The organism is Streptosporangium fragile (assembly GCF_039534445.1).
GTDB classification, from domain to species: Bacteria; Actinomycetota; Actinomycetes; order Streptosporangiales; family Streptosporangiaceae; genus Streptosporangium; species Streptosporangium fragile.
Window position 1 is genome coordinate 1 of sequence record NZ_BAAAVI010000128.1, and the last position, 12,605, is coordinate 12,605.

Consider the following 12,605-nt stretch of genomic DNA (forward strand, 5'->3'; position numbering starts at 1 on the left):
ACGAGATCGCGGCGTTCTTCCACGTCTCGCTGAACTGGACGACCTACGTCGGCCGTTTCCTGGTCTTCGCCGCTCCGCTGGTGGCCTACATCGTCACCTACCGGATCTGCCTCGGCCTGCAGCGCAGCGACGCGGCCGTCATCGGCCACGGCGTGGAGTCCGGTGTGATCAAGCGGCTGCCCCACGGTGAGTACATCGAGGTGCACGTCCCGCCGAACGAGGGCATCAAGGCCCACGTGCGGGGCAAGGAGCCGATTCCGGTCGTCGCCGGGACCGACACCGACGGCCGGGGCATCCCGCCCAAGGGCATGCGCGGCCCGCTCGGCAAGCTCCGGGCCACGATGAGCAAGAACTACGGTGGCGAGAAGATCCCGCTGGACGGCGAGCACGGCGACGGCCACCACGAGGAGGAGCACGCGGCGGTCGGCCACGGCGAGGAGAAGTCCCTGACCCGCTGACCGGCGGCGGAAGTTGAAGGCCACAGGACGAGGCCCGGACACCACGGTGTCCGGGCCTCGTCCTGTGCGGGGCGGGCACCCGGCCCGTCCCGCCCCGGGTGCCCGCCCTACGGACCCCGTGCACTCCCCGCAGCCCTTGCGGGGGACTTCCGTCAACGCGGTGGCTCCCGCCGACGCCGCAGCCCCGGGGTCGCGAACTCCCCGCAGACCTCAAAGGCCCCCGTTCAACGCCACAGCCCCCACCGACGCCACACCCTCGGGGTCGTGGACTCCCCGCAGACCCCACAAGGTCCCCGCTGAACGCCACGGCCCCGGGGTCGTGGGCTTCCCGCGGGCCCCGGGTGGCTCCGTCAGGCCTTCTCGGTGGTGAAGTGCTTGAGGCTGCTCCACTTGAGCCACTGCTTCCAGTCTTCCTGCCAGTGGCCCCAGCCGTTGGTGGGCTCCAGTCGGCGAGGCGTGCCCGTGATGATGATGGGGTCGCCGATCAGCGTGTTGTCGATGAACCACTTGGCGTTGGCCGGGCTGACGTTGACGCAGCCGTGGCTCACGTTGGCGGCCCCCTGCGACCCGACCGACCAGGGCGCGCTGTGGACGTACTCGCCGCTGTTGGAGATGCGGACGGTGTTGTAGACCGTCATCCGGTAGTAGCCGGGGGAACCGGGCCCGATGCCGGGCGAGACCATGATGGTGACCGGCTCACGGGACATGGCCAGGTGCACGCCGCTGGTCGTGTGGTACTTCCAGACACCGCCCTTGCCGGCGCTCATCGGGATCCGGCGGACGACCCTGCCGTCACGGCGCACGATCAGGTGGTGCGTGAGGGTGCTGCCCCGGGTGATCTGGGAGCGGCCGACCCTGAAGTCGAGGGTCCGGTTCGCCGCGCCGTACAGGCCCCCGCCGCCGTGCACACCGGCCAGGCGGGCCTCGACCCGGACCTTGGTGTGGGCGGGCCAGAAGGTCTTCGGGCGGAAGTGCACCGTGCGGCTGTCGAACCAGTGCCAGGCGCCGAGAACCGGTTTGGAGGTGCTGACCAGCAGGTTCCGCTCGACGGAGACCCGGTCGGTGATCTCGCGGTCGAAAGTGATCATCACCGGCATGCCGACACCGACGGTCAGGCCCGTCAGGTCCTCGCTCGGCAGGAGGCTCTCGATGGCGAAGGTGCCCTTGCTCTTGACCGTGGAGAAGGTGGAGGTCGTCTCGGTGACCGCGCCGGCCTCGTTGACCGCGGTCGCGGAGACCTCGTAGGTGGCCCCTGGAGCCGCCGTGCCGCGGCTGCGCCACTGGGTGCCGTCCGCGCTCAGTATGCCCGGCAGGGAGCCTCTGGCGCCCTTCACGGCCCTGACCACGACCTTCTGCAGCGTGCCGCCCTGCGCGGCGACCAGGACGGTGGCGTCGGTCGGCACCCCCGTGGCCCTGTCCAGGGGCGCCACCCTGATGGCCGCCGCGACGGGTTCGGGGGTTTGGGACGCGTCCCCGCCCCGCACCGCGGTGGTGCCGGAACAGGAGACGGTCAGCAGCGCCAGGGCCAGCGCTCCCACCCCCCGAGCCGAACGACGGATCGCGTGCCCCACATGAACTCCCCTGTTCCGGACTGATCTCCCGTATCAGTTATTACCCGGAGTGAGCAGTCGACCACATCGGACATCCCACCTGCGTCTTCAATAAACGCCAAAAAGCGGACCACGGAAGGTTCCCGTGGTCCGCTCTCCGGCGGGATAGGCGGGGTCAGTGCGAGAAGTGGCCCCGGTAGTACTCGAACACGAAGCCGATCATGCTCATGATGATCGCGAACACGCCGATCAGGAACAGCCACCAGCCGATGACGAAGCCGACGGCGCTGAGCGCGACGGCCAGGCAGACGAAGAGCGGCCACCAGCTGTGCGGGCTGAAGAAGCCGAGCTCTCCCGCGCCGTCGCTGATCTCGCCCTGCTTGTTGTCCTCCGGCTGGTCGCCGATGCGGCGGGCCGTGTACATCAGGTAGTAGCCGATCATGAAGGCGAAGCCGACCGAGATGGCCATCGCCGTCGTGCCGACCGGTTCCTTGGACCAGAACCAGTAGACGACGTCCACCGCGGCGAAGAAGATGCCGCAGAGGATGAACAACCAGCCCTGAACCTTCATCGGGAATCCTCCAGCTCACGAGCGGGCGTGATGTAGGGGTGCTTCAGGTCGAACGCCGGGCGCTCGGAGCGGATGCGCGGCAGCGAGGTGAAGTTGTGCCGCGGCGGCGGGCAGGAGGTCGCCCACTCCAGGGAGTTGCCGAATCCCCACGGGTCGTCCACGGTGACCTGCGGAGCGGTCTTGTGGGTCTTCCAGACGTTGTAGAGGAACGGCAGCGTGGAGGCGCCCAGCAGGAACGCGCCCACCGAGGAGACCATGTTCAGGTCGGTGAACCCGTCGATGGGGCTGTAGTCGGCGTAGCGGCGCGGGAAGCCCTGGGCGCCCAGCCAGTGCTGGACCAGGAACGTGGCGTGGAAGCCGATGAACAGCGTCCAGAAGTGGACCTTGCCCAGGGTCTCGTTCATCATCTTGCCGGTGAACTTGGGCCACCAGAAGTAGAAGCCGGCGAACATCGCGAAGACGACGGTGCCGAAGACCACGTAGTGGAAGTGGGCCACCACGAAGTAGGAGTCGGACACCTGGAAGTCGAGCGGCGGGGAGGCGAGGATGACGCCGGTGAGGCCGCCGAACAGGAAGGTGACCAGGAAGCCGATCGAGAAGAGCATCGGCGACTCGAACGTCAGGTGGCCGCGCCACATGGTGCCGATCCAGTTGAAGAACTTCACCCCGGTGGGCACCGCGATGAGGAACGTCATGAACGAGAAGAACGGCAGCAGCACCTGGCCGGTCGGGAACATGTGGTGCGCCCACACGGTGATCGACAGACCGGCGATGGCGATGGTCGCGCCGACGAGGCTGATGTAGCCGAACAGCGGCTTGCGGCTGAAGACCGGCAGGATCTCGGTCACGATGCCGAAGAACGGCAGCGCGATGATGTACACCTCGGGGTGGCCGAAGAACCAGAACAGGTGCTGCCAGAGCAGCGCGCCGCCGGTCTCGGAGGCGAAGATCTGGGTGCCCAGCTTGCGGTCGGCCTCCAGGGCCAGCAGGGCGGCGGCGAGCACCGGGAAGGCCATCAGCACCAGGATCGAGGTGAGCAGGACGTTCCAGGTGAACATCGGCATGCGGAACATGGTCATGCCGGGGGCCCGCATGCAGACGATCGTGGTGATGAAGTTCACCGAGCCCAGGATCGTGCCCAGACCGCTGATGGTCAGGCCCATGATCCACAGGTCACCGCCGATGCCGGGCGAGCTGATCGCGTTCGACAGCGGGGTGTAGGCGAACCAGCCGAAGCTGGCGGCGCCGTTCGGGGTGAGGAAGCCCGACAGGGCGATGGTGCTGCCGAACAGGAACAGCCAGTAGCTGACCATGTTGAGGCGCGGGAACGCCACGTCCGGCGCGCCGATCTGCAGCGGCATCAGCTCGTTGGCGAAGCCGGCGAACAGCGGCGTCGCGAACATGAGCAGCATGACCGTGCCGTGCATGGTGAACAGCTGGTTGAACTGCTCGTTGGTGGTGATCTGCAGGCCCGGCTGCGCCAGCTCCGCTCGCATGATCAGCGCCATCACGCCGCCGATCAGGAAGAACACGAACGAAGTGATCAGATAGAGGTGCCCAATGATCTTGTGGTCAGTGGACGTCATCCACTTGACGATGACCGAACCCTTCCGGGTTGGCACCTGCATGGGGGAGATGACTTCGGTATGTGCGGTCACTGGGCACCCGCCTGGCTAGCGATGTACTGGTCGAACTCGGCCTGTGGCACAAGCTTCACCGAGAAGAGCATCTTGCTGTGGTCCACGCCGCACAGCTCGGCGCAGCGGCCGGCGAAGGTGCCGGTCCTGTCGAGGGTCTTGACCTCGAACCTGTTGTCGTTGACGCCGGGGATCACGTCGCGCTTGAAATGGAACGCCGGAACCCAGAAGGAGTGGATGACGTCCGGCGAGACGAGGTCGAACTCGACATTCTTCCCGGTCGGCAGCACCAGCTGGGGGCCCTGGGTGTAGTCGTTGACCGGCTTGCCGACGACCTGGGCGGTCTTGCCGTTGTACTCCGTCGTGAAACGCCAGCTCCACTGGAAGGCCTCGACCTTGACCTTCACGTCGGCCTTGCCGGAGATGGAGGTGATGTAGTTCTGGTCACGGGCGGTGAAGTAGAAGAAGACACCGACCATGATGATCGGCACCACCGTGTAGAGGATCTCGATCGGCAGGTTGTACCGCACCTGGGGCGGCAGCTGCTCCTTGGAGTTCTTCCTCTTGCGGTGGAAGGCCACAGACCAAAGGATCAGGCCCCACACGACCACGCCGGTGGCGAGGGCGGCGATCCAGGACCCGTTCCAGAGACTCTGGACGGCGTTGGACTGCTCGGTGACCCCCTTGGGCAAGCCACCTCGGGACCAGTCTTCGGCACTGCACGCCGTCACGGACACCAGCAGCAGCGCCAGAGCGGCAGCGCGTGGCACCCGGCGGCGGGCCAACGGACGCCGTGCAGAACGGCGGGTCGGACTCACGGATCGCCTACCCCACAGATGGAGCCCAGGAGTCACTCCTGGGCGGTTGTTTGTTCACGTTCAAAGGTTGTAGTTCACAGCTTCACGCTGGGGGACACATTAGCGCGGACCACCCCCGCCCTCCCCCGCAGCCCCCGCTTGCGCCGCGCGTGGTGCGACGATTGAGGGGTGGCGTACTTCGACGCGGCCTCCACGGAGCCGCTGCACCCCCAGGCGCGCGAGGCTCTCGTCGCGGCCCTCGACGTCGGCTGGGCCGACCCCGCGAGGCTCTACGGCTCCGCCCGCCGGGCAAGGATGTTACTGGAACAGGCGAGGATCGAGGTCGCCGAGGCGCTCGGCGTCCGGCCCGACGAGGTGTCCTTCACCTCCTCCGGCACCCAGGCCGTGCACCTGGGCGTCCTCGGCACCCTGCACGGGCGCCGCAGGGCGGGCCGGCGCCTGGTGACCTCGGCGGTGGAGCACTCCAGCGTGCTGCACGCCGCGGGCGTCCACGAACGCGGCGGCGGCTCGGTCGAGACGGTCGGCGTCGGCGTCACCGGCGCGGTGGACCCCGCGGCCTTCCGCGAGGCGGTCCTCGCCGAGGGCACGGCCCTGGCCTGCCTGCAGAGCGCCAACCACGAGGTCGGCACGGTCCAGCCGATCGCCGAGGTCGCGGCGGCGTGCGCCGAGGCGGGCGTGCCGCTGCTGGTGGACGCGGCCCAGACGGCGGGCCGGATGCCGCTGCCCGGCGGCTGGTCGGTGCTGACCGCGAGCGCGCACAAGTGGGGCGGCCCGGCCGGGGTGGGCGTGCTGGTGATCCGCAAGGGCACCCGGTGGCGCACCCCGCTTCCCGAAGACGACCGCGAGCAGCGCCGGGTGCCCGGTTTCGAGAACGTGCCGGCGATCGTCGCGGCGGCCGCCGCGCTGCGGGCCATGGTCGCCGAGTCGGCCCTGGAGTCGGCCAGGATCTCGGCGCTCGTCGACCGCATCAGGACCGAGGTGCCCCGGCTGGTCCCGGACGTCGAGGTCATCGGCGATCCGATCGCACGAGCGCCGCACATTGTCACCTTTTCGTGTCTTTACGTGGCAGGTGAGGCTTTGCTGACCGAGCTGGACAAGGCCGGATTCTCGGTATCGTCCGGCAGCTCCTGCACGGCGAGTACGCTTCGTCCGTCGCATGTTTTGGAAGCCATGGGCGTGCTCACGCACGGCAACGTGCGCGTGTCGCTGCCCAGGGGTGCCTCGGCGGCGGAGGTCGACCGCTTCCTGGCCGTCCTGCCCGACGTGGTGCGCGGGATCCGTGAGGAGGCGGGGATCAAACAGTGATCGACATTCGGGGAGTGAAGACGCCATGACGTCCGGCCAGGCCGCTCCGGCGGGATCGACCCAGCCCCCGGCGCTGACCATCGACGCGCTGGGCAAGAAGTGCCCGATCCCTATCATCATGCTGGCCGAGCAGATCAACTACGTGCCGCTCAACGCGATCGTCGCCGTCCTCGCCGACGATCCCGCCGCCTTCACCGACATCCCGGCCTGGTGCCGGCTGAAGTCCCATCACCATGTGGCGAGCTACGAGCTGCCCCAGCGCGGCTGGGCCATCCACGTACGGCGCAACTACTGATCTGCCGGAAACCGACATGATCGGCAAGGCCGGTCCGGTCGGGCAGCCGTTCGACGGCACACCCGCCGGGTCCGTGCGCCGCGGCCACGCGGGCGCCTGAGACCAGGCACCCGCGCATATGCGTCCGGCACGGGGTGAGACGGCGGGCGGGGCCGCGGTCATCGGCCGCGGCGCGACACGACGGTGCCCGCGCGGCTCAGGCGTGGTGACACTTCAGGAAACGGGCCACCTCATCGGCGGCCCCGGCGCCGTAGGCGTCGGCGAAGCGCTCCAGGAAGACCTTCTGGCCCAGCTCGTACTCCTGGCAGCCGACGCGCTCCAGGACGTGGGTGGCGGTGAGGTTGCCGATCTGACCGCAGCGCTCCAGGGGCAGGCCCCAGGCCACACCGGCCAGGAAACCCGCGCGGAAGGCGTCACCGACGCCGGTGGGATCGGCCTTGCCGAGCTCGGGCGCCGGGGCCACGTGCACGGACGGCTCGCCCTTGCGGTCGATGACGGCGCCCTTGGGACCGAGCGTGGTGACGCGGACGCCGACCCGGTCGAGGATCTCCTCGTCGGACCAGCCGGTCTTCTGCTCGATGAGGCCCTTCTCGTAGTCGTTGCTGAACAGGTACGCGGCGCCGTCGATGAGCTGGCGGATCTGCTCTCCGGGCATGCGCGCGAGCTGCTGCGAGGGGTCGGCGGCGAACGGGATGCCGCGCTGACGCGCCTCGTCGGTGTGCCGGAGCATCGCCTCGGGGTCGTTGGGGCTGACCAGCACCAGGTCGAGACCGCCGAGCCGCTGGGCGATCGGGCCGAGCTCGATCAGCCGGGCCTCCGCCATCGCCCCGGTGTAGAACGACGCGATCTGGTTGTGGTCATCGTCCGTGGTGCACAGGAACCGGGCGGTGTGGTGGATCTCGGAGACGTGGACCGAGTCGCAGTCGACGCCGTGCCGCTCCAGCCAGGACCGGTAGTCGGCGAAGTCGGCGCCGACCGCGCCGACCAGGATGGGGCGCAGCCCCAGGCAGCCCATGCCGAAGGTGATGTTGGCCGCGCAGCCGCCGCGGCGGATCTGCAGGTCGTCCACGAGGAACGAAAGGGAGACCCGGTCGAGCTGCTCGGCGATGAGCTGGTCGCCGAAGCGCCCGGGGAAGGTCATCAGATGATCGGTCGCGATTGAGCCGGTTACGGCGATGCGCACGGGATTCTTCTCCTCGTTGTCAGCATCTGGATGGGCGTGCGGGCCACGCAAGAATACGCGACCTCATCGACACGCGAAGGCCCCCCGGAGTGACACATGTCACTCCGGGGGGCCTTCGCGGTGTGGCCTAGTTGAACGAGTCGCCGCAGGCGCAGGAGCCCGTGGCGTTCGGGTTGTCGATCGTGAAGCCCTGCTTCTCGATCGTGTCGACGAAGTCGACCGTGGCGCCGACGAGGTACGGCGCGCTCATCCGGTCGGTGACCACGCTGACGCCGTCGAAGTCCGAGACGACGTCGCCGTCCATCGAACGGTCGTCGAAGAAGAGCTGATAGCGCAGGCCGGAACAGCCACCGGGCTGCACGGCCACCCGCAGCTGCAGGCCCTCCTCGCCCTGCTGCTCCAGCAGGCTCTTGACCTTGGCCGCGGCGGCGGAAGTAAGAATCAGGCCCTTCGCCGTGGTCTCGGTGCTCTCAACCGACATGTGGTGACTCCCGCGTCTGCGTCAGCCGCTCACCGGGAACGGCTGTCTGTTTGTGACGTCCTTCTTAGACGCTACCAACACCGGCCCACCGCCACACATTCCTGGGACGTCACACCCATCCCGCCGGAAGAGGGCACCTCCCCGGCGGACCGGGCGGCCCGGTCGCGAACGGGCCGGTCCCCGGCCAGGCATTCCTTCCCGCCGGGCGGGATGATCCTTCGCCGGGAATCCGGATGCGGGCTCTCGGATCCCGGATGGGGGACCGCCCCTCCCCCGGAATAAATCGCCCGGATCCGTGTGTCATCATTAGTCGTCACTTCGACGATAAGGGGGTGTGGTCGTGACGACCACCGAGACCGGGCTGCCGCTCTTCGTCCTCGGCAGGGACACCGATCCGCACAGCGAGCGCGGCGTCGACTGCCCCGGCGAGCTGCCGCCCGCCTCCGACCCGGCGCTTGTGGAGCGTGCCAGGCGAGCCAAGGCGGCGCTCGGCGACAGGGTCTTCGTTCTGGGCCACCACTACCAGCGCGACGAGGTGATCCAGTTCGCCGACGTGACCGGCGACTCGTTCAAGCTCGCCCGGGAGGCCGCGGCCCGCCCGGAGGCGGAGTACATCGTCTTCTGCGGCGTGCACTTCATGGCCGAGTCCGCGGACATCCTCACCTCCGACTCGCAGCGGGTGGTGCTGCCCGACCTCGCGGCCGGGTGTTCGATGGCCGACATGGCCACGTTCGACCAGGTCGAGGAGTGCTGGGAGGTCCTCCAGGACGCGGGGATCGCCGAGGTGACCGTCCCGATCACCTACATGAACTCCAGCGCCGACATCAAGGCGTTCTGCGGGCGCAACGGCGGCGCGGTGTGCACCTCCTCCAACGCCAGGCGCGCCCTGGACTGGGCCTTCTCCCGCGGGGAGAAGGTGCTGTTCCTGCCCGACCAGCACCTGGGCCGCAACACCGCGGTGCTGGAGATGGGCCTCTCGCTCGACGACTGCGTCGTCTACAACCCGCACCGGCCGAACGGCGGCCTGACCGCCGAGCAGCTGGAGAACGCCAAGATGATCCTGTGGAAGGGTCACTGCTCGGTGCACGGCCGCTTCAGCGCCGGGTGCGTGGACGACGTCCGCGCGCGGATCCCCGGGGTCAACGTGCTCGTCCATCCCGAGTGCAGGCACGAGGTGGTCACCCGGGCCGACTACGTCGGCTCGACCGAGTACATCATCAAGAAGCTCCAGGAGGCCCCGGCCGGGTCCTCCTGGGCGGTCGGCACCGAACTGAACCTGGTCAAGCGCCTGGCGGCCATGTTCCCCGACAAGAACGTGACGTTCCTCGACCGGACCGTCTGCTACTGCTCGACCATGAACCGGATCGACCTGCCGCACCTGGTGTGGGCGCTGGAGTCGCTCGCCGCCGGCCAGGTCGTCAACCAGATCACGGTGGACGACGACACCACCCACTGGGCGAAGGTCGCCCTCGACCGGATGCTCGCCCTCCCCTGACCCCGGCCCGGCGCCGCCCGTCCCGCCGCGAGGCCGGGGCGGGCGCGGCGGCCCCGGCGGGCGACGGCCCACCGGGGCCGGCTGCCGTTCCGGGGCCTGTCACGCGCAAGGCCGCGGAAGGCCCCGGAAGGTCGAGGAAGGCCCGGAGGACTACGTCAGCGCGAAGACCACCCGGACGCTGACCGAGACGGCCTGCCGGCCGGGGCTGATCGACGCCTTGTCCGCCATCGCGGCGCCGGCCATCATCGGCCGCGGCAGGGAGGCGCTCTCCTCGCCGATGTTCACGACGGGGCCGAGCTGACGGCCCGCGAGCCGGGCGTACTGCCTGGCCCGGGCCTTGGCGTCCTTGAAGGCGGCCTCGCGTGCCGCCTCGAGCGCCCCGCGCGGGTCGGACACCTCGAAGGTCACACCGTTCAGCCGGACGTCCTCGCCGACCGCGGCCACCGCGTCCACGATGTCGTCCGCGGCCTCGACGTCGCGTATCACGGCCTCGACACCCTGCGCCGCCCGGTACCCGGAGATCTTGGGATAGTTCTCGTACTCGGGGCCGAGGGACAGCTCGCTGGTCCGCAGGTCCTCGGCCGGGACGCCGGCCTGGAGCAGCGCCTGGGTGAGCGCGGCGGCGGCGGTGCGCGCGGCGCCGAACGCCTCCCCCGCGGTGGCGCGGCGCACCTCGACGCCGGCGTTCAGCCGCATGACGTCGGGTTTGAGGGAGACGCTTCCCTCCCCCACCACCGTGATCTGCGGACGGTCGTCCTCCACCATCACCTTCGCGGTCCCGGAGTCGGCGAACGCGGGGCCGGCGAACAGGCCCATGGAGACGAGCACCGCCGCGGCCACGGCATGAGACATCTTGATCATAGGCACATGGCACCACGGGGTGACAGCCCGCCCGGGGAGCCGACCGCGTGCCATGTCGTGTCTTGACCTTCGGCCGCCTGCCCTGGGGCGGCGCGGGGACACGCCTTCCGGAAGCCGGGTGCGGTTGCCGGGGTCCGGGGCCGGGATCAGATTCGCGAGCGCTCCCGCCACCACGCCAGCAGCCCGGCGTCCCCCTCGACCGCGTGGTCGTCGGGGTCGCGGCGGCCCCACACGACCTGCAGCAGGTCGGCCGCGGTCGCGGCGCGCAGGGTGACGTCGCCCGGCTGCGGGGAGCGCCGGTGGTGGAACCGGCCGGGACCCAGGGTGATCACCCACCCGGCCCCGGTGCCGGCCTGCAGGGAGATCGTCTCGCCCGCGCCCCGCAACTCCGCCACGGCCGGATTCCAGCGCGCGTACGGCAGGACGTCGAGGAACTCCTCGACCCCGTCGGCCGCCACGTCCTCGTCGACCGAGACCGGCAGGCCCAGCGCGAGCTCGGCGTCGATCCGGTGGACCACGGTCTCGTGGAGCATCCGCCGCGACCAGAAGCGCACCCGTCTGTCGCCGCCCCACGCCCATACCGGGGCCTGCGGGTCGTGCGAGAGCAGCGCCTCGGGAAGGAAGACGGCGCCCTCCCGGAGCCAGGCGGCGTAGCCGTCGGCGTCCGCGGGCATGCCCATGTCCATCGCCCGGCGGTCGTAACGCCGCTCGGCCAGGTCCCGCACCATGGCCGCCACCCACCGGTGCACGCCGCCCGTGTGGGAGACGAGCCCGGCCAGGTCCCAGCCCGGGCAGGCCGGCACCGGGGTGGACATGTCCTCACCGTGCAGGACGTCGGCCATGCGGGCGATCTCCGTCCCGGCCGCCGCGGCCCGCTCGGCGTGACTCCATTCCCGCATGCCGCCTCCTGTCGGTCCGTCCCATTCCCCTCGCCACCCCCGGCGGGCGTCCGGTCAGTTGTCCCGGATGAAGACCATGAACTGCCCCTCGAAGTCCTCGCCGTTGGTGGTGGTGGCCAGCACCCGCTGTGCCTTGCCCTTGAGGTCGAACACCACGGCCTCGTAGCCGGAGCCCTTGCGCCGCCAGCCGGCGATGTGCTTGTCGTCGTACCAGCCGACGAGCCGGGTGGACTCGAACGGGATCGTGGCCTGCGGGGGGCCGTCGGTGGTGATGGACCACACGCAGATCTCCTTGGTGGTCCCCTTGCAGTACGTCAACAGCGACGAGCCCGACGGGGAGACGTCGTAGCCCTCGACGGTGATCGGGGTGCCCACGTCGAGCAGGGTCTGCAGGACGACGCCGTCCAGGTCGTAGAAGCGGATGCGCTGGGTCGTCTCGGTGAGTGCCCAGGTGCCGACCGCCCGGCCGTCGCTGCGCCAGAAGTAGCTCCACTTGCCCGCGTCCGTCTCCTTGACGGGGACGACCTTGGCCTTCTTCGTCTCGATGTCGATGATGGCGAAACCGTACGGCTTGGTACTGCCGTCGGTGAGAAACTCGTCGAGGGTGACCAGGGCGAACTTGCCGTCCGGCGACCACTGCGGCGTCCTCGGGTAGATCGGCGCCTTGGTGATTCTGACCTTGCTCGCCGAGCCGGTCTGCGGGTCGATGACCGAGGCGAGCGAGTAGGTGGCCGTGTCCTGCTGCCTGTCGAGGCCCAGCACCTGGGTGCCCGCGGTGTTGGGTACGTAGTCGAAGTACTTGTCGTTCTTGACGAACCGGTCCGTGCCGGGCTCGCGGGTGTAGAGCGCGAACTTGTCTCCCAACCCCAGGCTGTAAGAGGCAAGCTTGATCGGGTCCAGGTTGCTCTCGTAGAGCGTGCTCGTGCTGCCGGGCAGCTTGATCTTCTTACTCGCCTTGGGCACCGTCGGGGCTTCCGGTTCCGGCGTCGCCGTGCTGGCCTGCCCGGTTCTGCCGGCCTGGGGGTCCGCCGGCGTGTCGGACGAGCCGCTGT

The 12,605-nt window shown here is 69.5% G+C and carries 12 protein-coding genes and 1 pseudogene; 4 read left to right on the forward strand and 9 right to left on the reverse strand.

Features of this window, described 5'->3' with window-relative positions; translation table 11 throughout:
- Window positions 1-458, forward strand: a pseudogene (locus ABD841_RS39585) (cytochrome bc1 complex cytochrome b subunit); the annotation flags it as partial.
- 350 nt (window positions 459-808) lie between these two features.
- Here the strand turns inward: ABD841_RS39585 and ABD841_RS39590 are convergent.
- The 4 genes from ABD841_RS39590 to ctaC form a co-directional block, all read right to left on the reverse strand.
- A complete protein-coding gene (locus ABD841_RS39590) occupies window positions 809-1,996 on the reverse strand; it encodes a L,D-transpeptidase (protein ID WP_344982205.1) in 1,188 nt (395 codons plus the stop codon).
- Between the two features lie 187 nt (window positions 1,997-2,183).
- The gene (locus tag ABD841_RS39595; protein ID WP_344982206.1) at window positions 2,184-2,579 is read right to left on the reverse strand and encodes a cytochrome c oxidase subunit 4; all 396 of its coding nucleotides are present in this window, start codon (window positions 2,577-2,579) and stop codon (window positions 2,184-2,186) included.
- Window positions 2,576-4,207, reverse strand: a complete 1,632-nt coding sequence (gene ctaD, locus ABD841_RS39600) for an aa3-type cytochrome oxidase subunit I (RefSeq protein ID WP_344982207.1) — start codon at window positions 4,205-4,207, stop codon at window positions 2,576-2,578. Before ctaD ends, ABD841_RS39595 begins: the two co-directional genes overlap by 4 nt.
- A 26-nt stretch (window positions 4,208-4,233) precedes the next feature.
- Entirely contained in the window at window positions 4,234-5,070 is an 837-nt protein-coding gene (gene ctaC / locus ABD841_RS39605) for an aa3-type cytochrome oxidase subunit II (protein WP_486389214.1), read from the reverse strand.
- Between the two features lie 132 nt (window positions 5,071-5,202).
- On the opposite strand from ctaC, the gene ABD841_RS39610 reads away from it, so the two are divergent.
- Window positions 5,203-6,339 (forward strand): cysteine desulfurase family protein, encoded by a 1,137-nt coding sequence (locus ABD841_RS39610; protein WP_344982209.1) that lies wholly within the window; start codon window positions 5,203-5,205, stop codon window positions 6,337-6,339.
- A 25-nt stretch (window positions 6,340-6,364) separates the two neighbouring features.
- On the forward strand, window positions 6,365-6,634 hold the full coding sequence (locus tag ABD841_RS39615; protein ID WP_344982210.1) for a sulfurtransferase TusA family protein: 270 nt from the start codon (window positions 6,365-6,367) through the stop codon (window positions 6,632-6,634).
- A 196-nt stretch (window positions 6,635-6,830) separates the two neighbouring features.
- Here ABD841_RS39615 and ABD841_RS39620 read toward each other — a convergent pair whose 3' ends face one another.
- Both ABD841_RS39620 and erpA read right to left on the reverse strand, forming a co-directional pair.
- Window positions 6,831-7,817 (reverse strand): carbohydrate kinase family protein, encoded by a 987-nt coding sequence (locus tag ABD841_RS39620; protein WP_344982211.1) that lies wholly within the window; start codon window positions 7,815-7,817, stop codon window positions 6,831-6,833.
- A 127-nt stretch (window positions 7,818-7,944) separates the two neighbouring features.
- Complete coding sequence (erpA, locus tag ABD841_RS39625) at window positions 7,945-8,298, reverse strand: iron-sulfur cluster insertion protein ErpA (protein WP_184541949.1); 354 nt, start codon at window positions 8,296-8,298, stop codon at window positions 7,945-7,947.
- A gap of 340 nt (window positions 8,299-8,638) precedes the next feature.
- On the opposite strand from erpA, the gene nadA reads away from it, so the two are divergent.
- Window positions 8,639-9,793: a quinolinate synthase NadA gene (gene nadA / locus ABD841_RS39630; protein ID WP_344982213.1), complete on the forward strand. Its 1,155-nt coding sequence runs from the start codon at window positions 8,639-8,641 to the stop codon at window positions 9,791-9,793.
- 150 nt (window positions 9,794-9,943) lie between these two features.
- On the opposite strand, the gene ABD841_RS39635 is transcribed toward nadA, so the two are convergent.
- The 3 genes from ABD841_RS39635 to ABD841_RS39645 all read right to left on the reverse strand — a co-directional run.
- A complete protein-coding gene (locus ABD841_RS39635; RefSeq protein ID WP_344982214.1) occupies window positions 9,944-10,654 on the reverse strand; it encodes an SIMPL domain-containing protein in 711 nt (236 codons plus the stop codon).
- Window positions 10,655-10,800: 146 nt separating this feature from the next.
- On the reverse strand, window positions 10,801-11,553 hold the full coding sequence (locus tag ABD841_RS39640; RefSeq protein WP_344982215.1) for a maleylpyruvate isomerase family mycothiol-dependent enzyme: 753 nt from the start codon (window positions 11,551-11,553) through the stop codon (window positions 10,801-10,803).
- Between the two features lie 54 nt (window positions 11,554-11,607).
- Window positions 11,608-12,605: TolB-like translocation protein (locus ABD841_RS39645; protein ID WP_344982216.1), on the reverse strand; the 998-nt coding region annotated here is incomplete at its 5' end.